Source organism: Pseudorhodoferax soli, assembly GCF_003337555.1.
GTDB classification, from domain to species: Bacteria; Pseudomonadota; Gammaproteobacteria; order Burkholderiales; family Burkholderiaceae_C; genus Pseudorhodoferax; species Pseudorhodoferax soli.
Genome location: NZ_QPJK01000004.1, coordinates 299,913 through 319,586 on the forward strand (window position 1 = coordinate 299,913; position 19,674 = coordinate 319,586).

The 19,674-nt window shown below is 71.4% G+C and carries 14 protein-coding genes; 8 read left to right on the forward strand and 6 right to left on the reverse strand.

The features are described 5' to 3' along the window. Window positions 1-25: 25 nt before the first annotated feature. A complete protein-coding gene (locus DES41_RS38430) occupies window positions 26-529 on the forward strand; it encodes a tannase/feruloyl esterase family alpha/beta hydrolase (RefSeq protein ID WP_281277213.1) in 504 nt (167 codons plus the stop codon). Here DES41_RS38430 and DES41_RS16125 read toward each other — a convergent pair. Continuing rightward, the gene (locus DES41_RS16125) at window positions 502-1,368 is read right to left on the reverse strand and encodes an ATP-binding protein (RefSeq protein ID WP_245965734.1); all 867 of its coding nucleotides are present in this window, start codon (window positions 1,366-1,368) and stop codon (window positions 502-504) included. The two genes, DES41_RS38430 and DES41_RS16125, sit on opposite strands and share 28 nt — an antisense overlap. A 134-nt stretch (window positions 1,369-1,502) precedes the next feature. On the opposite strand from DES41_RS16125, the gene DES41_RS16130 reads away from it, so the two are divergent. Genes DES41_RS16130 through DES41_RS16140 form a run of 3 tightly spaced genes read left to right on the forward strand, consistent with a single transcriptional unit; the run spans window position 1,503 to window position 4,770 of the window. Next, window positions 1,503-2,873 carry an FAD-dependent oxidoreductase gene (locus DES41_RS16130; protein WP_114468681.1) on the forward strand — a complete coding sequence of 457 codons (1,371 nt, stop codon included), beginning with the start codon at window positions 1,503-1,505 and terminating at the stop codon, window positions 2,871-2,873. Between the two features lie 22 nt (window positions 2,874-2,895). Next, window positions 2,896-3,873, forward strand: coding sequence for a Bug family tripartite tricarboxylate transporter substrate binding protein (locus DES41_RS16135; protein ID WP_425466368.1), 978 nt, complete (start codon window positions 2,896-2,898; stop codon window positions 3,871-3,873). Between the two features lie 12 nt (window positions 3,874-3,885). Then, complete coding sequence (locus tag DES41_RS16140; RefSeq protein WP_114468682.1) at window positions 3,886-4,770, forward strand: LysR family transcriptional regulator; 885 nt, start codon at window positions 3,886-3,888, stop codon at window positions 4,768-4,770. 27 nt (window positions 4,771-4,797) lie between these two features. Here DES41_RS16140 and DES41_RS16145 read toward each other — a convergent pair whose 3' ends face one another. Beyond that, window positions 4,798-5,502: a Crp/Fnr family transcriptional regulator gene (locus DES41_RS16145; protein WP_114469012.1), complete on the reverse strand. Its 705-nt coding sequence runs from the start codon at window positions 5,500-5,502 to the stop codon at window positions 4,798-4,800. 127 nt (window positions 5,503-5,629) lie between these two features. Between DES41_RS16145 and DES41_RS16150 the strand changes: the two genes are divergently transcribed. The 4 genes from DES41_RS16150 to DES41_RS16165 are packed head-to-tail and all read left to right on the forward strand — an operon-like array spanning window position 5,630 to window position 10,591. After that, complete coding sequence (locus tag DES41_RS16150) at window positions 5,630-6,556, forward strand: beta-keto acid cleavage family enzyme (RefSeq protein WP_114468683.1); 927 nt, start codon at window positions 5,630-5,632, stop codon at window positions 6,554-6,556. Window positions 6,557-6,570: 14 nt separating this feature from the next. After that, complete coding sequence (locus DES41_RS16155; RefSeq protein ID WP_114468684.1) at window positions 6,571-7,779, forward strand: ABC transporter substrate-binding protein; 1,209 nt, start codon at window positions 6,571-6,573, stop codon at window positions 7,777-7,779. Between the two features lie 59 nt (window positions 7,780-7,838). Beyond that, window positions 7,839-8,777 carry a 3-hydroxyacyl-CoA dehydrogenase NAD-binding domain-containing protein gene (locus DES41_RS16160; RefSeq protein WP_114468685.1) on the forward strand — a complete coding sequence of 313 codons (939 nt, stop codon included), beginning with the start codon at window positions 7,839-7,841 and terminating at the stop codon, window positions 8,775-8,777. 2 nt (window positions 8,778-8,779) lie between these two features. Continuing rightward, window positions 8,780-10,591, forward strand: coding sequence for a feruloyl-CoA synthase (locus tag DES41_RS16165; RefSeq protein WP_114468686.1), 1,812 nt, complete (start codon window positions 8,780-8,782; stop codon window positions 10,589-10,591). Between the two features lie 61 nt (window positions 10,592-10,652). Here the strand turns inward: DES41_RS16165 and DES41_RS16170 are convergent, their stop codons facing one another. From DES41_RS16170 to DES41_RS16185, 4 genes are all read right to left on the reverse strand, one after another. Beyond that, on the reverse strand, window positions 10,653-11,975 hold the full coding sequence (locus DES41_RS16170) for a TolC family protein (protein ID WP_114468687.1): 1,323 nt from the start codon (window positions 11,973-11,975) through the stop codon (window positions 10,653-10,655). After that, on the reverse strand, window positions 11,975-13,282 hold the full coding sequence (locus DES41_RS16175) for an HlyD family type I secretion periplasmic adaptor subunit (protein ID WP_114468688.1): 1,308 nt from the start codon (window positions 13,280-13,282) through the stop codon (window positions 11,975-11,977). The genes DES41_RS16170 and DES41_RS16175 overlap by 1 nt, the downstream gene beginning before the upstream one ends. 7 nt (window positions 13,283-13,289) lie before the next feature. Continuing rightward, window positions 13,290-15,428, reverse strand: a complete 2,139-nt coding sequence (locus tag DES41_RS16180; RefSeq protein WP_245965735.1) for a type I secretion system permease/ATPase — start codon at window positions 15,426-15,428, stop codon at window positions 13,290-13,292. Window positions 15,429-15,513: 85 nt separating this feature from the next. After that, on the reverse strand, window positions 15,514-19,605 hold the full coding sequence (locus DES41_RS16185) for an SdrD B-like domain-containing protein (protein ID WP_114468690.1): 4,092 nt from the start codon (window positions 19,603-19,605) through the stop codon (window positions 15,514-15,516). Window positions 19,606-19,674: the final 69 nt, after the last annotated feature.

Consider the following 19,674-nt stretch of genomic DNA (forward strand, 5'->3'; position numbering starts at 1 on the left):
CCTTTTCACGACCGGGGAGGCCCACCTGCGCGCGCCGGCCAGGCAGTACTTCTACGGCGGCCCGGAAGGCGGGCGCGAGGGCCTGACGATGGCGCAGCGCCACCCGGCCGACTTCGACGGCATCGTCTCGGCCGTGCCCGTGATCCACTGGACCGGGCTGTTCAACGGCTTCATCGGCTTCACGCAGCCGCAGTTCTCGGGCGGCACGCTGAGCGCGGCCAAGGTGCGCCTGGTGGCCGACGCGCTCGACACCGCCTGCGACGCGCTGGACGGCCTGGCCGACGGCGTGGTCAACAACTACCTGGCCTGCCCGGTGCCCACCCACCACGACATGCTGAACACGCTGGACCAGTGGGTCAGCACGGGCCAGGCGCCGGCCGACGCACTGGTGCAGGTGCGCAAGGCCACGGCGGCGCCCTACGCCACGCTGGCCACGCGGCCGCTGTGCCGCTATGCGAACTACCCGCAGTACGTGGCGGGCGACCCGCTGAGCGCGGACAGCTACCGCTGCGCGGTGTCGGCGCCCTGACAGACCTGGCCACGCGCGCCGCTCAGGCGCGCAGCAACTGCGCCAGCTCGCGCAGGCCCAGCGCCATGGCGCAGCGGGAAACGTTCGGTGCCGGGGTAGACCACGTAGCGCTCGGTGATGCCCAGGTCGTCGCAGGCCACGCCGAAGCCCTTGTCCAGACTGGGCGCCGTCGAGCGCTTGATCTCGATGGCGATCTCCGGGCGGCCTCCCTGCTCCAGCACCAGGTCGATCTCTGCGCCCGCATGCGTGCGGTAGAAATACGGCAGGCGCCGCGCGCCGGCCGCCTGGACCAGGCTCGCGATGCAATGGCCCTCGTAGCTCAGGCCGCCGACGGGGTGGCCCAGCAGATCGTCCATGGTCTGCAGCTCGAGCAGCGCATGCAGCACGCCGCTGTCGCGCACGTAGACCTTGGGCGACTTGACCAGCCGTTTGCCGACGTTGCCGGACCAGGGCCCCAGGCGCAGCACCAGGCGCAGGTCCACGAGCAGATCGATGTAGCGGTCGATGGTGGGGTTGGACACACCCAGCGCGCTGGCGATGCGGGCCTGGTTCAGCACGCCGCCCTGCTGGTGCGCCAGCATGGTCCACAGGCGTCCGATGGCCTCGGCCGGCATGCGCGGCGCGAACATGGGCACATCGCGCTCCAGGTAGCTGCGGATGAAGTCGCGCCGCCAGTCCAGGCTGAGCCGGTCGTCGCTGGCCAACAGGCTGTCGGGAAAGCCGCCGCGCAGCCACAGCTGCGCGTCGGCGATGCCGGCCTGCGCCGCTTCCTCGGTGTCCACCGGCGCCATGTCCACGTAGGCGACGCGGCCCGCCAGCGTCTTGCTGGACTGGCGCATGAGGTCCAGCGCGGCGGAGCCCGTCCTATGACTGACTATTCGCGAATCGCGAATTTTCCGCTCGCGCCGCGGCCGATTGTTTGCGATGTCCTGCATCACTACCATGCGCTCCACACTTCATGGAGCGCCCCGCAATGCAAGCCAGCACTTTCGAACCGATCACCGAACCGAGCCGCCAGACCCCTGTCTTCGGCGCCTACGACGTGGTGGTGCTCGGCGGCGGGCCGGCCGGCATTGCCGCGGCTGCCGCCAGCGCGCGCCAGGGCCGCAGCACATTGCTGGTGGAGGGCTACGGCTTCCTCGGCGGCATGGGCACGGCGGCCGGCGTGACCAACTTCTGCGGCCTGCACGCCAATGTGCGCGGCACGGTGCGCCAGGTCGTGCACGGCATCGCCGACGACCTGCTGCAACGCATGGACGCACTGGGCGGCCTGCGCGAGCCGCACCTGCTGTTCGGCGGCAAGATCGCCGCCCAGGCGTACGACAACGCGGCCTTCAAGCTCGCGGCCGACGACGTGGTCGTGGCCAGCGGCGCGCAGGTGCTGTTCCACGCCCAGGCGGTGGGTGTGCAGATGGCCGCGCCGGGCCGCGTGGCGGCGCTGCTGCTGGAGACCAAGTCGGGCCGCCAGGCCGTGCTGGGCCGCGTGTTCATCGACTGCTCGGGCGACGGCGACCTGGCCACCTGGGCCGGCGCGCCGTTCGAGAAGGGCCGCGATGCCGACGGCCAGGGCGAGGACATGATGTACCCCTCCACCATGTTCCGCGTGAACGGCGTGGACCCGCAGCGTGCGGGCGACATCTGGAACCGCTTCGACGGCCTCATGGAACAGGCCGAGCGCGACGGCTACACCTTCGCCCGCAAGACGCCCATCATCCGGCCGCAGAAGAACCCGGCCGAGTGGCGCGCCAACGTGACCCAGCTGGCCAACGCCGAGGGCGGCCCGGTGGACGGCACCAATGCGCTGGAACTCAGCGCCGCCGAGATCGAGGGGCGGCGCCAGATCCTGAATTTCTTCCGCTTCCTGCGGGCCTATGCGCCTGGCTTCGAGAACGCCTACCTGCTGGAGATCGCGCCGCAGGTCGGCGTGCGCGAGACCCGCCGCGTGCTCGGCGACTACCAGCTCAGCGCGCGCGACGTGCTGGACTGCGTGAGCTTTGCGGACACCATCGGCGTCAACGGCTGGATGATCGAGGAACACGTGGCCGGCAACATCGCCTTCCAGTGGCAGGACATCCCGCGGGCCCGCGGCTACAACCACCTGCCTTACCGCATGCTGCTGCCGCGTGGCCTGGACAATGTGCTGGTCGCCGGCCGCTGCGCCTCGATGACGCACCTGGGCCAGTCGGCCGCGCGCGTGTCCGGAGCCTGCTTCGTCATGGGCCAGGCGGCCGGCACCGCGGCAGCGCAGGCGCTGCAGCAGGGCCAGGACCTGCGCGCGATCGACGTGCCGGCGCTGCAGGCGCAGCTCGCACAGGACGGCGCCTGGCTCGGCCGCGACGATTGACCAACGCTTCAGGAGAGAGACTTTGAACACAGAGACAAGACGCACGACCCTGGCCTGGCTCGCGGCATGCGCGCTGGGCGCCACGCTCGGCACTGCCCAGGCCGCAGACCCCACCTGGCCGACCCGGCCGGTCCGGCTGCTCGTGGGGTTCCCGGGCGGCTCCACGCCCGACATGGCGGCGCGCGCGCTGGCCGATCCGCTGAGCCGCGTGCTGGGCCAGCCCGTCATCGTCGAGAACAAGCCCGGCGCCTCCGGCAACATCGCGGCCGACCAGGTCGCCAAGGCCACGGACGACCACACGCTGGGCGTCGTGATCAACGGCAACCTGACCTCCGCCAGGCTGCTCAACCCCAAGCTCAGCTACGACCCGCAGAAGGACTTCGCCGAGATCTCGCTGCTGGCCACCGCGCCGCTGGTGCTGGTGGCCGCGCCGCAGCTGCCCGACGGCGCCGCCTTCTTCGCCGCGATGCGCCAGGCCGGCGCCAGCGCCAACTACGGCTCCGTCGGTGCCGGCTCGGTCGCCCACCTGGGCATGGAACTGCTCAAGAGCAAATCCGGCATCGCGCCCGTGCACGTGCCCTACTCGGGCAACCCGGCGGTGGTCACCGCCATCATCGGCGGGCAGGTGCAGATGGCGCTGGTGCCGCCGGGCGTGGCCATGCCGCAGGTGCAGGCCGGCAAGCTCAAGGCCATCGGTGTCACGAGCGGGCGCAGCGCGCTGGTGCCCTCGGTGGCGCCGCTGGCCGACGCCGGCGTGAAGGACTTCAACCTCGAGGTCTGGACGGCGCTGGTCGGGCCGGCCGGGCTGTCCAGGGCCGCGCAGGCGCGGCTCGCGGCCGAGGTGCCGCGCATCATGCGCGAACCCGAGACCCGCACACGCCTGCTCAACCAGGGCTGGCAGGCCGTGGGCACCTCCAGCGAGGGCCTGCACCAGCGCGTGAAGGAAGAGGCTGCGCTGCTGGGCGCGATCATCCGGGCGCAGAACATCTCAGTCGACTGACGCGGCCCGCGCTTGGACACCCTCTCGAACCTGCGGACCTTCCTGGTGGTGGCCCGCACCGAGAGCTTCTCGGCCGCGGCGCGCGAACTCGGCATCGCGCCGTCCGTCGTAACCAAGCGCATCGGCCAGCTGGAGGCGCAGATCCAGGGCGCGCTGTTCGAACGCACGACACGGCGCGTGCGCCTGACGCCGGTGGGCCGCGGCTACCTGCCGGCGGTGCAGCGCGTGGTGACCGACGCGCAGGAGCTGTTCGCCCACCCGGTCGGCGACCAGCTGCAGGGCCAGCTGCGCATCAAGGCGCCGACCTCGGTGACGGTCTGCCTGGTCGGCCCGCTGCTCGAGCGATTCCAGCGCCTGTACCCGCTGCTGCACCTGGAGGTCGTGGCGCTGGACCGTGCCGTGAACCCGGCCGAAGAGGGCTTCGACCTGGCGTTGACCATGATGCCCGACGCCTACGCCGGCGTGGTGGAAGAGCCGCTGTGCCCCATGCCGCGCACGGCCTGCGCGGCGCCGCGCTACCTGCAGGAGCGTGGCACGCCGCGCCACCCGAGCGAGCTCAAGGACCACGCCATCCTGAACTTCCTGCCGACGGGCAGCACCTGGAGCTTCGACAGCGCGGCGGGCCGCGTCAGCGTGAAGGTGCAGCCGCGCCTGAACACCAACGAAGCCCAGCTGCTGCTGTCGGCCGCGCTGGCAGGCAACGGCATCGCCATCCTGGGCGACTACCTGGCCCGGCCCGCGCTCGGCAACGGCACGCTGCTGCCGGTGCTGGCGGACTTTCCGCTGGACGCGTTCTGGCTCAAGGCCTTGCTGCCGGAGAACCGCGCCAACGTGCCCAAGGTGCAGGCGCTGGTGCGGCACCTCAAGACTGAATTGACGCAGCGCCAGGCGCCCTGAGCGGCTCGGCCCGCGGGAGCGGCGTGCTCAGCCCGGCACCCGGCGGCGCAAGGCCGGCAGGTCCAGCACCGTGATGCCACCGTAGCCCACGGCGATCAAGCCGGACTCGGCCAGCCGGCGCAGCGCCGCATTGCAGCGCTGGCGCGACAGGCCCGACAGGTTGGCGATCTCCTCCTGCGAGACCGCCAGGTGCGGGTCGCTGCCCGGGTGCAGCCAGGGGTGGAACAGGCCGACCAGCGCGCGGGCCACCTGGCTGTCGGTGTCCAGCAGGTGGTGGGCCGCGAAGTTGCCCAGGAACCAGTGCATGCGCTCGTTGATCTGGCGCAGCAGGAAATGGTCGAAGGCGCGCTCGGTGGCGTGCAGCCACTGGAAGGTCTCCACCGGCATCAGCGCCACGCGGCTGGGCCGCAGCGCAATGATGTCGGCCGTGCGCGGCACGGCACGCAGCAGCGTGCCCTCGCCGAACCAGCTGCCGCGCGACAGGCCGCCCAGCGTGACCGAGCGGCCGTCCTCCGCCGTCACGGCCCACTTGAGCAGGCCGTCGATGGCGCCGTACCAGTGCTGCGGCGCATCGCCCATGCGGCACAGCGCGGCGCCGGCGGCCACATCGACCTGCTGCATGTCGCTGCGCACGCGTGCGCGTGCGGCCGCGTCGAGCGCCGAGAACCAGGCCGAGCCGTCGAGCAGGCGGTCCAGCGTGAAGGCATCCTGGGGCGGGGTGGCGCGGCGCATGGTGGGGGCCGCCACCATAGCAGCCACCGCCGCGCACCGCGAAAACCCTGAGGCCGAATGTCGTCGCGATGACTGAATGCACGCGGCCCGCGGCCGAACATGCCGCATCCCCACGCACGGAGACAGCATGTCCAGACGCAAGGTCATCGTGACCATCGCCCCCACCGGCGGCATGGCCCACAAGTCGCAGAACCCGCACCTGCCCACCCAGCCCCGGGAGATCGCCGAGGACGTGGTGCGCTGCTGGAACGCGGGCGCCAGCGTGGTCGCGCTGCACGCGCGCCGGCCCGACGATGGCGCCACCTGCGACCCGGCCGTCTACCGCGACATGAACCAGCGCATCCGCGCGGCCGGCTGCGACATCGTGCTCAACAACTCCACGGGCGGCGGTGTGCACGGCGACATGGTGCGCCCGCTCGCCGGCGACCGCTGGGAGATCGCCTGGGAAGAGCGCATCAAGGGCATGGACGCCGGCGCCGAGATGTGCACGCTGGACGCCACCACGCTGAACCTCTCCTTCGAAGGCAGGGAGATCCTCATGGACACGCCGCTGTCCAAGGGCCGGGAGCTGGCGGCCGGCATGCAGGCGCGCGGCATCAAGCCCGAGTGGGAGGTGTTCAGCCCCACCCACATCCTGCAGGACGTGACGACGCTGATCGGCGAAGGCCATGACGACGGGCCGCACTTCATCAACCTGGTCATGAACGTGCACCGCAACTTCCAGAACGCCATGCCCTACTCGCCGCGCTTCCTGCAGCAGATGGTGGACACGCTGCCGAAAGACAGCATCTTCTGCGTGAGCGGCATCGGCCCTGCGCAGCTGGAGGCCAACGTGGCCGCGCTGCTGCTGGGCGGCCATGCGCGCGTGGGCCTGGAGGACAACCTGTACTTCCGCCAGGGCGAACCGGCCACCAACGTGCAGCTGACCGAGCGCATCGTGCGCATCATCCGCGAGCTCGACATGGAACCGGCCACGCCTGCCGAGGCACGCCAGATCATGGGCCTGCCGCGCACCGGCGGGCCGCGTCCCGCCTTCGCCCCGAACCACCAGTGACAGGAGACATGCCCATGGCCCCCCAACGAACCCTGCTCGCGCTGTGCGCCGGCCTGGCCTGCGCGGCCGGCGCGCAGGCGCAGATCTCCGACGACGCGGTCCGCATCGGCTTCGTCAGCGACATGTCCGGCCTGTACCGCGACTACGACGGCCCGGCCGGTGCCGAGGCCGTGCGCATGGCGATCGCCGACATGGGCGGCATGGTCAACGGCAGGAAGATCGAACTGCTGACCGTGGACCACCAGAACAAGGCCGACATCGCGGCCGCCAAGGCGCGCGAGTGGTTCGACGTGAACAAGCTGGACATGCTGATCGGCGGCGTGGGCTCGGGTGCGGCGATCGCCATGGCCGGCGTGGCGGCCGAGAAGAAGCGGCCCTACTTCGTCGTCGGCGCGGGCGCCTCTGGCCTGACCAACGAGCACTGCTCGCCCTACACCGTGCACTACGCGTACGACACCGTGGCCATGGCGCGCGGCACGGCCAACGCCGTCGCCCGATCGGGTGGCAAGAGCTGGTTCTTCGTGACGGCCGACTACGCCTTCGGCACCGCGCTGCAGGCCGACGCGAGCAAGACGCTGCAGGCCAACGGCGGCACGGTGGCCGGCTCGGTCAAGCACCCGCTGGGCGCGAACGACTTCTCCTCCTTCATGCTGCAGGCGCAGGCCTCCAAGGCCCAGGTGCTGGCGCTGGCCAACGCCGGCAGCGACACCGTCAACGCGATCAAGTCGGCCGCCGAGTTCGGCATCGGCAAGAACATGCAGCTGGCGGGCATGATCATCACCATCAACGACGTGCACGCGCTGGGCCTGAAGACCGCGCAAGGCATGTTCCTGACCGACAGCTGGTACTGGAACCAGTCGCCCGAGGCGCGCGCCTGGGCACGCCGCTTCTTCGACAAGCACAAGCGCATGCCGACCTCGTTCCATGCAGGCGACTACTCGGCCGCGCTGCAGTACCTCAAGGCCGTGCAGGCGGCGGGCACCGACGACGGCGACAAGGTCATGGCCCAGCTGCGCAAGACCCGGGTGAACGACATGTTCATGCAGAACGGCTGGCTGCGCGAGGACGGGCTCATGGTGCACGACATGCGGCTGGTGCAGGTCAAGACGCCGGCCGAATCGCAGGAGCCCTGGGACTACTACAAGGTCGTGCAGACCATCGCGGGCGAAGCCGCGTGGACCACCCGGGCCGAATCGCGCTGCGCGCGCTGGAAGGCGCTGTGAGCGCCGCCCGGCCGCCCGAAGGCGCTCGCACTGCAGCGCGTCAGCCCGGAGGTACTTCTGTGCCCCCCGTTCGCCGGGTCGCCGTCGTCGGCACGGGCGTGATCGGCGCGAGCTGGGCCGCCTGCTTCCTCGCGCGCGGGCTGGACGTGGCCGCCACCGACCCGGCCGAAGGTGCCGAGCAGCGCCTGCGCGCAGCCGTGGCACGCCATTGGCCGGCCCTGGAGGCCATGGGCCTGGCCGAAGGCGCCGCGCCCGAGCGGCTGCGCTTCCATGCGCGGCTCGAAGACGCCGTGGCCGGGGCCGATGTCGTGCAAGAGAACGGCCCCGAGCGCGTGGACCTCAAGACCGCCCTCTACGCCCGCATGGACGCCGCGGCGCCGGCCGACGCACTGCTGGCGTCCAGCTCCTCGGGGCTGGCCGTCAGCGCCATGCAGGCGGCCTGCGCGCACCCGGAGCGCGTGGTGCTGGGCCACCCGTTCAACCCGCCGCACCTGATCCCGCTGGTGGAGGTCGGTGGCGGCAAGCAGACGGCGCCCGAGTCCATCGCGCGGGCCATGGACTTCTACCGCGCCATCGGCAAGAAGCCGATCCAGGTGCGGCGCGAGATCCAGGGGCACATCGCCAACCGGCTGCAGGCCGCGCTGTGGCGCGAGGCCTTCCACCTCGTCGACCAGGGCGTGGCCAGCGTGGCCGACATCGACACCGCCATCGCGCACGGCCCCGGCCTGCGCTGGGCCTTGCTGGGGCCGTTCCTGAACCTGCACCTCTCGGGCGGCGAAGGCGGCATGGCGCATCTGCTGGCGCACCTGGGCGGCCCCATCGACAGCTGGTGGCAGGACCTGGGCGCGCCCACCCTGCATGCCGAACTGCAGGCCAAGGTGGTGGCCGGCGTGGATGCCGCACTGGCCGGCCGCAGCGCGGCCGAGCTGCAGCGCGCACGCGACCAGCTGCTGCTGGGCCTCATGGCGGCCAAGGCCGACCACCCGCAGCTGGACTGAGCATGGCGCCCATCGACTTCCTGAGCGACCCCGACCAGGTCGCCCCACCCGCCGCGCTGCGCACCGAACTCGGCGACGGCTCCTTCGTGCTGCGCTCGCCCGAGGCGCTGCAGCCCCATGCGCGCTGCGTCGGCGAATGGCTGGAGCATTGGGCCCAGGCGACACCGCAGGCCCTGGCGCTGGCCGAGCGCACGGCCGACGGCCAGGCCTGGCGCCGGCTGGACTATGCGGCCTTGCGCCAGGCCGTGGGCGCGGTCGGCCAGGCGCTGCTGGATCTGCGGCTGCCGGCGGGGCGCCCGGTGGTCATCCTCTCGGACAACGCGCTGGACCACGCCGTGCTGATGCTGTCCGCCATGCAGGTGGGCCGGCCGGTGTGCTCGCTGTCCAGCGCCTACGCGCGCCAGGCCAGCGACTTCACGCGCTTGCGGGAGATGCTCGCGCTGCTGCAACCGGCCCTGGTCTACGCGGCCGATGCGCATGCCTACGGGCCGGCCATGGCGGCCTGCGACCTGGGCGTGCCCTGCGTCTTCAGCGCGCACGCGCAGGACTGGCCCGGTGCGCTGGCCTTCGATGCGCTCTTGGCCACGCGCGAGACGCCGGCCGTGCGCCAGGCCTTCGACACCATCACCCCGGACGACCATGCCAAGTACCTGCTGACCTCCGGCTCCACGGGCCGGCCCAAGGCGGTCATCAACACGCACCGCATGCTGTGCGCCAACCAGCAGCAGATGGCGCAGACCTGGCGCTTCCTGGCGCAGGAGAAGCCCGTGCTGGTGGACTGGCTGCCCTGGAGCCACACCTTCGGCGGCAACCACAACCTGCACATGGTGCTGGCGCACGGCGGCACGCTGTACATCGACGAAGGCCGGCCCGCGCCGGGGCTGGTCGAGAAGACCGCGCGCAACCTGCGCGAGGTGCGGCCCACGCTGTGGTTCAACGTGCCGCGCGGCTTCGACATGCTGCTGCCCCTCATGGAGGCCGACGACGCACTGGCCGCGGACATCCTTTTGCGCCTGCGCCTGGCCTTCTACGCGGCGGCCGCGCTGGCGCCCTCCACCTGGCAGCGCCTGCAGGCCGTGGCCGAGCGCGTGCGCCCGGGCCGGCCGCTGTGGCTCACCACGTCGTGGGGCTGCACCGAGACCGCGCCGGCCATCACCACGGCGCATTGGCAGCAGGACGGCGCGGGCTGCATCGGCAACCCGCTGCCCGGCATGGCGGTGCGCTTCGTGCCGAGCGGCGACAAGCTGGAGATGCGCATCCGCGGCATCTCCGTGTTCCCGGGCTACCTGCGCGCCCCGCAAGAGACGGCCGCGGCCTTCGACGAGCAGGGCTACTACCGCATCGGCGACGCAGGCCGGCTGCTCGACCCGGGGCATCCCGGGCGCGGCATCGTGTTCGATGGCCGCGTGGCCGAGGACTTCAAGCTGTCCAGCGGCACCTGGGTCTCGGTCGGCACGCTGCGTGTGGAGCTGGTGTCGCGGCTTGCGCCGCTGGTGCAGGACATCGTCGTCGCGGGCCACGACCGCGCCGAGATCGGTCTGCTGGTCTTCGCCTCGGCGGCCGGCCTGCAGCAACCGCAGGCGTTGCAGGCCGCGCTGCGCCGCCTGATGCAGGAGCAGGCCGCTGCGGGCGCCGGCTCGGCACGCAGCCCGCGCCGCGCGCTGGTGCTGGGCACCCCGCCTGCACTGGAGGCCGGCGAGATCACGGACAAGGGCTACATCAACCAGCGCGCGGTGCTGCAGCGGCGCAGCGCCGAGGTCGAGCGGCTGTATGCGGCGGCGGCGAGCGCGGGGCCACTGGTGCTGGCGGACTGATCGCCCGGTGCGTGCGAGGCCGCGGTCGGCGGCGCGTCGGATGCGTGCGCCGGCCCCGGCCTCAGCGCCCGCCGCTTTCCAGCACCCCGAACCATTCGGCCAGGTCACCGGCCAGGCGGCGCAGCCGCAGGTGGGCCTCGGCCTGCTGCCAGGCGTTGTCGATGTCGCGCTGCTGCACGCCGAAGCGCCGGTCGTACTGGTCGATCAGCTGCATCAGGCTGCGCCGCCCGGCGTCGAACTGCAGTTCGCTGGCGCGCACCACCAGCTCCCAGCGCTGGCGCTGCTGCGCCAGCTGCGGTGCGGCGCTGGCGGTCTGGCGTGCCTGCTCACGCGCAGCACCAGCGTCGGCCTGCACCTCGTCCCGCACGCGCTGCAGCTCGGCCTCGGCCAGCTCGGCGCGGGCGCGCAACTCGTCCTGGCGTGCGCGTGGCGCGCCGCCCAGCGGCACCTCCCAGGTCACGCCGACGGACCAGCCATGGCGCTGCGCGGTGGTGGGTTGCGGATCGGTCCGGTCGTACAGGCTGCGGCGCAGGTCCAGGTCCAGCCGCGGCAGGTACTCCGGTGCGATGCCGGCCATGCGGCGCCGTGCGCCGGCCACGCGCGCGGCAGCGGCCAGCCACTGCCCGTTCTGCCGCTCCGCCTGCCCGGCCCACGCTTGCAAATCCAGGCCGGCATCGATGGGCGGCAGTGGCGCGTCGGCCACCCGCGGCGCAGCGCCCTGGGCCAGCCCCAGCAGGACGGACAGCCGGGCCTGGGCCGCACGCCGCTCGGCCTCGATGCCCTGCAGCGCGAGCTGCGCGTCGATGCGCGAGGCATCGGCCAGCTGGGCATCGGCATCCGAGGTCTTGCCCAGCGCGGCCTGGCTGGCCACGCGCGCGGCCAGCCGCTCGACCTCGCGCAGGCGCTCGCGGGCCAGCCCGGCCAGGTGCTGCTGGCGCAGCAGCGTGTAGTAGGCGGCAGCGATGCGTTCGCAGGCTTCGTCCAGCGCCTGCAGCAGATCGGCCTCGGCGGCGATCGCATCGAAGCCCTGGGCCGCGATCTGGCGCTGGTCCTCCAGGCCGTTGAACAGGTTCCAGCGCACGAAGGCTTCACCGCGGCGCGTGGTGCGCTCCAGCACGAACGGCGGATCGCGGTCGGAACTGCGGCCATGGGTCAGGCGCACGCCTGCGCTGGGCCACAGCCGGCCATCGGCCTGGCGCTGCTGCGCCCGCACGGCCTGCGCATTGGCACGGGCGCCGGCCACACGCGCATCGCGCGCCAGGGCCTGGTCCAGCGCCCGGGGCAGCGTCCAGGCCGCCTCCGCCTGCACCTCCGCCTGCGCCATGGCGGTGCCGGCCAGCCAGGCCAGGCACAGCGCCGCCGCCACGAGAACACGCCTGGCCATCAGCGCTCCTGCAGGGCGGTGCCCAGGGTCTTGAACACCGGCTTGAGCAGGTACTGCAGCACGGTGCGCTGGCCCGTGAGGATGCTGGCATCCACCGACATGCCGGGCAGCAAGGCCAGCCGCTTGCCGTCGTGCTCCAGGTGGCTGTGCGCGGCCATGAGCTCGACCTCGAAATAGGGCTGCTTGTCGGTGTCCAGCAGCACGTCGGCCCCCACCCGCTGGACGGTGGCGTCCAGCGTGCCGTAGATCGACGCGTCGAAGGCCGCCACGCGCACCCGCGCCTGCTGCTGCGCGTGCAGGAAGCCGATGTCCGCCGGACCGACCCGGGCGCTGATGCGCAGCGCGTCGTCGTGCGGCACGATCTCCAGGATGGGCGCGCCGGCGCCGGCCACGCCGCCCTGGGTGGCGATGAGCACGCGGTTGACGACGCCATCCATGGGCGAGAGCAACTCGCGCCGCTGCAGCCGGTCTTCCCGCCCCTGGACCTGCGGCGACAGGGTGCCGAGCTTGCCCTCGATCTCGGTGCGCTGCTGGCCCCACTGCGTGCGTGCGCGGGCCGTGAGCCCGGCGCCCTGGGCCCGTGCCTCGGCCAGCGCGGCCTGCAGCCGCGCCAGCGATTCGCGCAGCGCGGACAGCTCGCCCTTCTGGGCCAGCCAGCGCTGCTGGGCCGCCAGGAAGTCGGCGCGTGCGCCGGCACCGGCCTGCAGCAGGCGCTCCTCGATCTGCAGCGATTCGCGCGCCGAGGCCTCGGAGGCCTGCAGGCTGGCGATGCGGCCATGCGCCTCCTGCAGCTCGGCTGCGCGCGCGCGCACGGTTTCGGCGGTGGCGGCCTGGCCGGCCTGGTGTTCTCGCCAGGCCTCTTGCCACAGGCGCCGCTCCTCGCGCACGAGCGGCGCCGCCGCCGGCTCCAGGCCCGAGAAGTCGGGTGTGCGGCCGGCCAGCAGCGCATCGACGCGGATGCGCGCGGCCTGCAAGGCCATGCGCGTCTGCAGGCTTTCGCCGAGGTCGGCCGCGTACTGGGCCCGGTCCAGCTGGGCCAGAGGCTGGCCGCGCAGCACCTGGTCGCCGGCCTTGACCAGCAGGCGGTGCACGATGCCGCCTTCCAGGCTGGCCACTTCCTGCACGCGGCTGGGTGCGACGACGCTGCCGCGGGCGTTGACGGCCACGTCGATCCGGGCCAGCGCCATCCAGGCCAGCGCGACGACGCAGGACAAGGCCAGGGCGGCCACCAGCGCCAGGGCCAGGCGGCGCGGCGTGGTGTCCAGGTCGGCGGGGCCGGCGAACGTGTGGTGGGTATCGCTTGCCATGGCGGGCTCAGCCGGCGGCCTGCTGGTGGGCCGGGACAGCCCCGGCGTTCTGCGCGAGCGCGCGCAGGACCTGGTCGCGCGGGCCGTCGGCCACGACGCGGCCGCGGTCCATCACGACCAGGCGGTCGACCAGCGGCAGCATGGCCATGCGGTGCGTGACCAGCAGCAGCGTGGTGTCGGGCAGCGCGCGCAGCTGGCCGATCAGGCGCTGCTCGGTGGCCGGGTCCATCATGGAGCTGGGCTCGTCGAGCAGCAGCAGGCGGGGCTGGGGCAGCAGCGCCCGGGCGATGGCCACGGCCTGGCGCTGGCCGCCGGACAACAGCTCGCCGCGCTCACCGACCTGCGTGGCCGCGCCGGCGGGCAGCTGCGCCAGCGTTTCGTCCAGGCAGGCGCTGCGGATGGCGGCCATGAGCGCGGCATCGCCCCCGTCGGTCCGGCCCATCTCGATGTTCTCGCGCACCGTGCCGTGGAACAGCGTGACATCCTGCGGCACGTAGCCGATCTGGCGCCGCAGGCTCAGCGCGTCGAGCTGGGTGGTGACGAGATCGTCCACCAGCACGCTGCCGCTGGAGGGCTGGTGCAGGTTCAGCACCAGCTTGAGCAGCGTGCTCTTGCCCGAGCCCAGCTTGCCGATGAAGCCGACCCGCTCGCCGGGCCGGATGCGCAGGCTCAGCCGGTCCAGCAGCGCCGGGCGCTGGGGATAGGCGAAATGCACCTCGCGCAGCTCCAGCGCACCGCGCAGCGGCGGCGCGTGCAGCGTGGCGCCGGCATCGTCGGTGGCGGCGGCCATGATCTGGTCGGTGGCCAGCAGGGACAGGCGGGTCTGTTGCCAGCGCACCATCAGGCTGGCGATCTGCGCCACGGGCGTCATGGCCCTTCCGGACAGCATGGTGACGCCGATGAGCTGCCCCAGCGTGAGCGCCTGCTCGCCGATCAGCACGGCGCCGGCGGTGACCAGCAGCACGCTGGACAGGCCCATGGCCGAGGTGGAGAACGAGGCGCCCAGGTTGACGAGTTCGCGCGTCTTCAGGCTGCTGTGCGCGATGGCCACCGTCAACTGCTCCCACTTGCGCCGGCTCCAGGCCTCCGCGCCCAGCGACTTGACGGTGTCCAGCGCGTTCATGGTCTCGAACAGATGGGCCGTGCGCTGCGCACCTTCGCGCGTGGAGGACGCGACCTGGCGCGCCAGCGGCTTTTGCAGCAGCCAGGCGCTGGCCAGCATCAGCACGATCATGGCCAGCGGCACCACCACCAGCCAGCCGCCGATGAGCACGATCAGGCCCAGGAACAGCAGCAGGAACGGCAGGTCGCCGAGCACGGCCAAGGTGCCGGAGGCGAAGAAGTCGCGCACCGATTCGAAGTCGCGCACGACATTGGCCAGCACGCCGCCCGAGGCCGGACGCGTGGCTGCCCGCAGGCGCAGGCACTGCGCGAAGAGGGCCGACGACAGGGCCAGGTCCATGCGCCGGGCGGCGGACTCGAGCAGGCCGCTGCGCAAGAGCTTCATGGCCAGCTCGAAGCCGATGAGCAGCACGGCCGCCAGGGTGAGAACCCACAGGCTGCCCAGCGCGTTGTTGGGCACGACCCGGTCGTAGACCGCCATCGAGAAGAACGGGATCAGCGCGCCGAAGAGGTTCAGCGCCAGCGTGCCGAGCAAGGCCCAGCCGAAGATCCAGCGGTTGCGGCCGAACACGTCCCAGAACCAGCGCCGGGCGGACGGCAGGGTGTAGAGCAGGCTGCGCTGGTCGAAGAACAGCGCGGGGCGCACCGCGTGCCAGCGCGCGCCCGGGCATTCGGCCTGCAGCTGTGCCAGGTCCAGCCAATGGCTGCCCTGCACGCCGGGCACATGGCATTCGAAGCGGTCGCCCTCGCGCTGCAAGGCCACCAGCACGCGGCCGTTGCCGCCGCGCACCAGCGCCGGCAGCATGGTGGCGCGCACCTCGCCCGCCGGCAGCGGCGAGCAGGCCAGGCCGGCGCGCGCGGCGCAGACGGCCAGCAGGTCGTCAGCGCCCCCGCTGCCGCGCGCGGCCTCCTGCAGGGTGCTGCGTTCGACGGCAGTGCCGAAGTAACGGGCCAGGAAGGCGATGCCGTCCAGCAGCGGGGCCTCGGCTGGCGGCACCGCCTGGATCATGGAGGGAGAGGTCATGGCAAGGAAGCGCGCCGGATACACGGCGGCACAAAAAGGAAGGCCGCCGCCCAGGGCGGCACCCCGGGCGGCGGCAGGCCCGGCTTCAGCAGCTCACGGACAGCGAGGCTTCGGCATGCTTCATGGCGTCGGCGATGGCCCGCTGCGCCTCGGCAGCGGCGTCGATGCCGAGATCCGCGGCAGCCATGCCGGCCTGGCCGCCGAGGGACGCCGGGCCGAAGGCCTGCTGCAGCAGCGCATCGTCCACGCCGAGCAGTTCGCCCATGGTGGGCAGCGCAACGCCAGCCGCCAGGGCGTCGGCGGCATCGACGTTGAAGTAGACGTCGGTCATGTCCACCACGCTGCCGTCGGCCAGGCTGGCACTGCTGCGCTCCAGGTGCAGGTTGCCCTGCGCATCGAGGAAGGGCTGCTCCACATAGTCCACCGTCAGCGCGGCGACACCGGCTTCGGCCAGCGTGCGCAGCTCTCCGGCGTCGGTCTGGCGGTTGCCATCGGCATCGACCCAGACGCGCAGTTCGCCGAAGGCGGTGTCGCGGCTGTCGACCAGGCCGTCGCCGTTGCTGTCGAAGCTGGCCAGCTTGGCGAAGCCTGCGCCCTTGGCATTGCCGCCGAAGAGCTCACCGATGTCGTCGATGCGGCCGTTGCCGTTGCTGTCCACGGCGAGGAAGCCGTCACCGCCAGAGATCCAGCCCGATCGCACCCCGCTGCCGTTGCCGAACAGGTCGAAGGTGGCGTCCGAGGCACCACGGGCCAGCGTGTGAATGCCGTCGCCATCCAGGTCGAGCACGATGGGGGTGATGCCCGCATCGCGCGTGAGATCGGTTGCGCCCTGGGCCAGGTAGAAGCTGTCGGTGCGCGAGACCAGCAGCTCCTGCTCGGTCCTCATGAGGCCGTTGACATCGGAGTCCCGCGCATCGTCGCCTGCATCCGGAGCCGACCACGCCTGGCGTGCGACGCTCTGGAACTTGTTGTAGTACGCGCTAAAGGAAAACGCAGCGCTCTTGTCGAAGCTCAGGTAGTAGTTGCCGGCATTGACCCCGGTGAAGAGGTACTTGCCCTCGGTGTCCGTGTAGGTCGTCTGCAGGCTCGCCCCCGTGGCGCTGTCGTGCAGTGTCACCAGGACGTTGACGACATTGAAGCTCAGGCCCACCTCGTTGCTGTCCTGCAGATTGTTGTGGTAGCTGCTGCCCGAACCGATGTCGAACCACACGCGGTCACCGACCATGCCCGTGTTCGTCGCACGCTGGACGATGCCCGCGTCCACCGTGAGGTTGGACTGACCGCTGGCCAGGGTGACCGTGTGCGACAAGCCTGCGGCGTTGACATCCGAATCGGTGGCGTCGTTGCCACCCGCATTGGCTTGCGTGAACCCGTAGCCCGCCACGGCGCTGAACACGACGCGGTACTGGCCCGCTGCCAGGTCGCTGAACAGGTAGTTGCCTGCGCTGTCGGTGGTGGTCGTGCGGCTGATGTCATCGACCGTGCCGAACACGCCATCGGCACCCACCCCGCTCAGCGTCACGGTCGCACCGGAGACGCCGCCTTCGCCACTGTCCTGCACGCCGTCACCGTCGGTGTCGTACCAGAACCGGTCACCCAGCTTGGCGGTGTTGGTCTCGCGCACCACGACGCCGGCGTCCACCGTCAGGTCGGATTGGCCGATGCCCAGATTGACCGTGTGCGAGACACCGCTGGCGTTCGCGTCCGAATCCAGGGCGTCGTTGCCGCCCGCGTTGGCGGTGGTGAAGTCGTGGCCGGCCACCGCCCCGAAGGTGACGCGGTACTGGCCCGCGGCCAGGTTGCTGAACAGGTAGTTGCCCGTGCTGTTGGTGGTGGTCGTGCGGCTGACATCGTCGGCCGTGCCGAAGGCGCCATCGGCACCGGCGCCGGCCAGCGTCACCGTTGTGCCGACCACGCCGGTCTCACCCGTGTCCTGGATGCCGTCGCGGTCGGTGTCGTACCACACGCGGTCGCCCAGCTTGGCTGTGTTGGTCTCGCGCTGCACGATGCCGGCGTCCACGGTCAGGTCGGACTGGCCGATGGCCAGCGCCACCGTATGGGAGACGCCGCTGGCGTTCACGTCGGAATCGGTGGCGTCGTTGGTTCCCACGTTGGCCGTGGTGAAGTTGTAGCCGGCCACCGCTCCGAAGGTCACGCGGTACTGGCCTGCGGCCAGGTTGCTGAACAGGTAGTTGCCCGTGCTGCTCGTCGTCGTGGTGCGGCCGATGTCGTCGGCCGTGCCGAACACGCCGTCGGCGCCGGCGCCGGCCAGCGTGACGGTCACGCCGGAGACGCCGGTCTCACCCGTGTCCTGGATGCCGTCGCGGTCGGTGTCGTACCACAGGCGGTCGCCCAGCTTGGCCGTGTTGGTCTCGCGCTGCACGATGCCGGCATCCACGGTCAGGTCGGACTGGCCGATGGCCAGCGCCACCGTATGGGAGACGCCGCTGGCGTTCACGTCGGAATCGGTGGCGTCGTTGGTTCCCACGTTGGCCGTGGTGAAGTTGTAGCCGGCCACCGCACCGAAGGTCACGCGGTACTGGCCTGCGGCCAGGTTGCTGAACAGGTAGTTGCCCGTGCTGTTGGTCGTCGTGGTGCGGCCGATGTCGTCGGCCGTGCCGAACACGCCGTCGGCGCCCGCGCCGGCCAGCGTGACGGTGGCACCTGAAACGCCGGTCTCGCCGGTGTCCTGCACGCCGTCGCGGTCGGTGTCGTACCACAGGCGGTCGCCCAGCTTGGCCGTGTTGGTCTCACGCTGCACGATGCCGGCATCCACGGTCAGCTCGGACTGGCCGATGGCCAGCGTGACCGTCTGGGAGACGCCGCTTGCGTTCACGTCGGAATCGGTGGCGTCGTTGGTTCCCACGTTGGCCGTGGTGAAGTTGTAGCCGGCGACCGCCCCGAAGGTCACGCGGTACTGGCCTGCGGCCAGGTTGCTGAACAGGTAGTTGCCCGTGCTGCTCGTCGTCGTGGTGCGGCCGATGTCGTCGGCCGTGCCGAACACGCCATCGGCGCCGGCGCCGGCCAGCGTGACGGTCACGCCGGCGACGCCGGTCTCGCCGGTGTCTTGCACGCCGTCACGGTCGGTGTCGTACCACAGGCGGTCGCCCAGCTTGGCGGTATTGGTGTCGCGCAGCACGAGGCCCGCGTCCACGCTCAGGTCGTTCTCACCGATGCCCAGATCGATCACGCCCGTCAGGCCGCCGGCGTTCGCATCGGAATCTGCAGCATCGTTGCCGCCGCGGTCCGCTGCGGTGAATGTGTAGGCGGTGCCCGCATTGAAGGTCACGCGGTACTGGCCCGCAGCGAGACCTTCGAACAGGTAGTTGCCCTGGGCGTCCGTGGTGTCGACACGCAACACGTCGTCGGCCGTGCCGAACTTCCCGTCGGTCCCGGCCCCCGCAAGCACCACGCCCACGCCAGCGACGCCACTCTCGCCGGTGTCCTGGACGCCGTTGCCATTGGCGTCGAACCAGACGCGGTCACCCAGGCTGCCCAGCACGGGGTCGAACACGATGTGGTTGGGCGTTGCGTCGAGGTCATGGCCGTTGCAGTTGGCGGTGCCGCCATCGTCGCGGACCTGGAAATCGAATCCCGCCGGACCGGCCCCCGAGGACGGCGGCATGTACACCAGTGCGCCCGCGCGGATGTTCTGCACCGACACCTCTGCGCCGGCTGCCAGTGCCACGCCATTGAGCAGCAACTGGCCGGATGTCGGCAATGTCGTCAACACGACCGACTTGAAGTTGTCGCCCTCGACAGGATCGTGGAAGCCGAAATCGGACTCCTTGAGCACGTAGCCAGCGCCATCGGTCAGCGCAATGGCGTTGTCCGTGCCTTCCGGTGCATCGTTGACCGGCAGGACGGTGATGTTGACGCGGATGGTGAAGGACTGCGTGCCCTGTTCGACCACCAGGTTCAAACTGCTCAGGCTGCCGAACCAGTCCGCTTCGTTGCTGGCGGTGACGACCAGGCCTGTCGCATCGGCCGTGAAGCGCACCAGAGAGGTCGGCGCCGCAGAAATCGATCCGTCCGGGTTGGTGACCAGCGCCTGCGTCACCGTCACGGGTGCCGTCGGCGTGTACCCGGCCGCGATCAGCAGGTCCACCAGCTTGAAGGTCTTGTCTGTGTCTTCACAGACCTCGACGCTGGTGGTCAGGTTATTGGGGGCTCCCATCAAACGCTCCTCTCCCGCCCGCGGTGCGGTGCAGGACGATGTTCAAACACTGTGTGAAATCCAGACGGT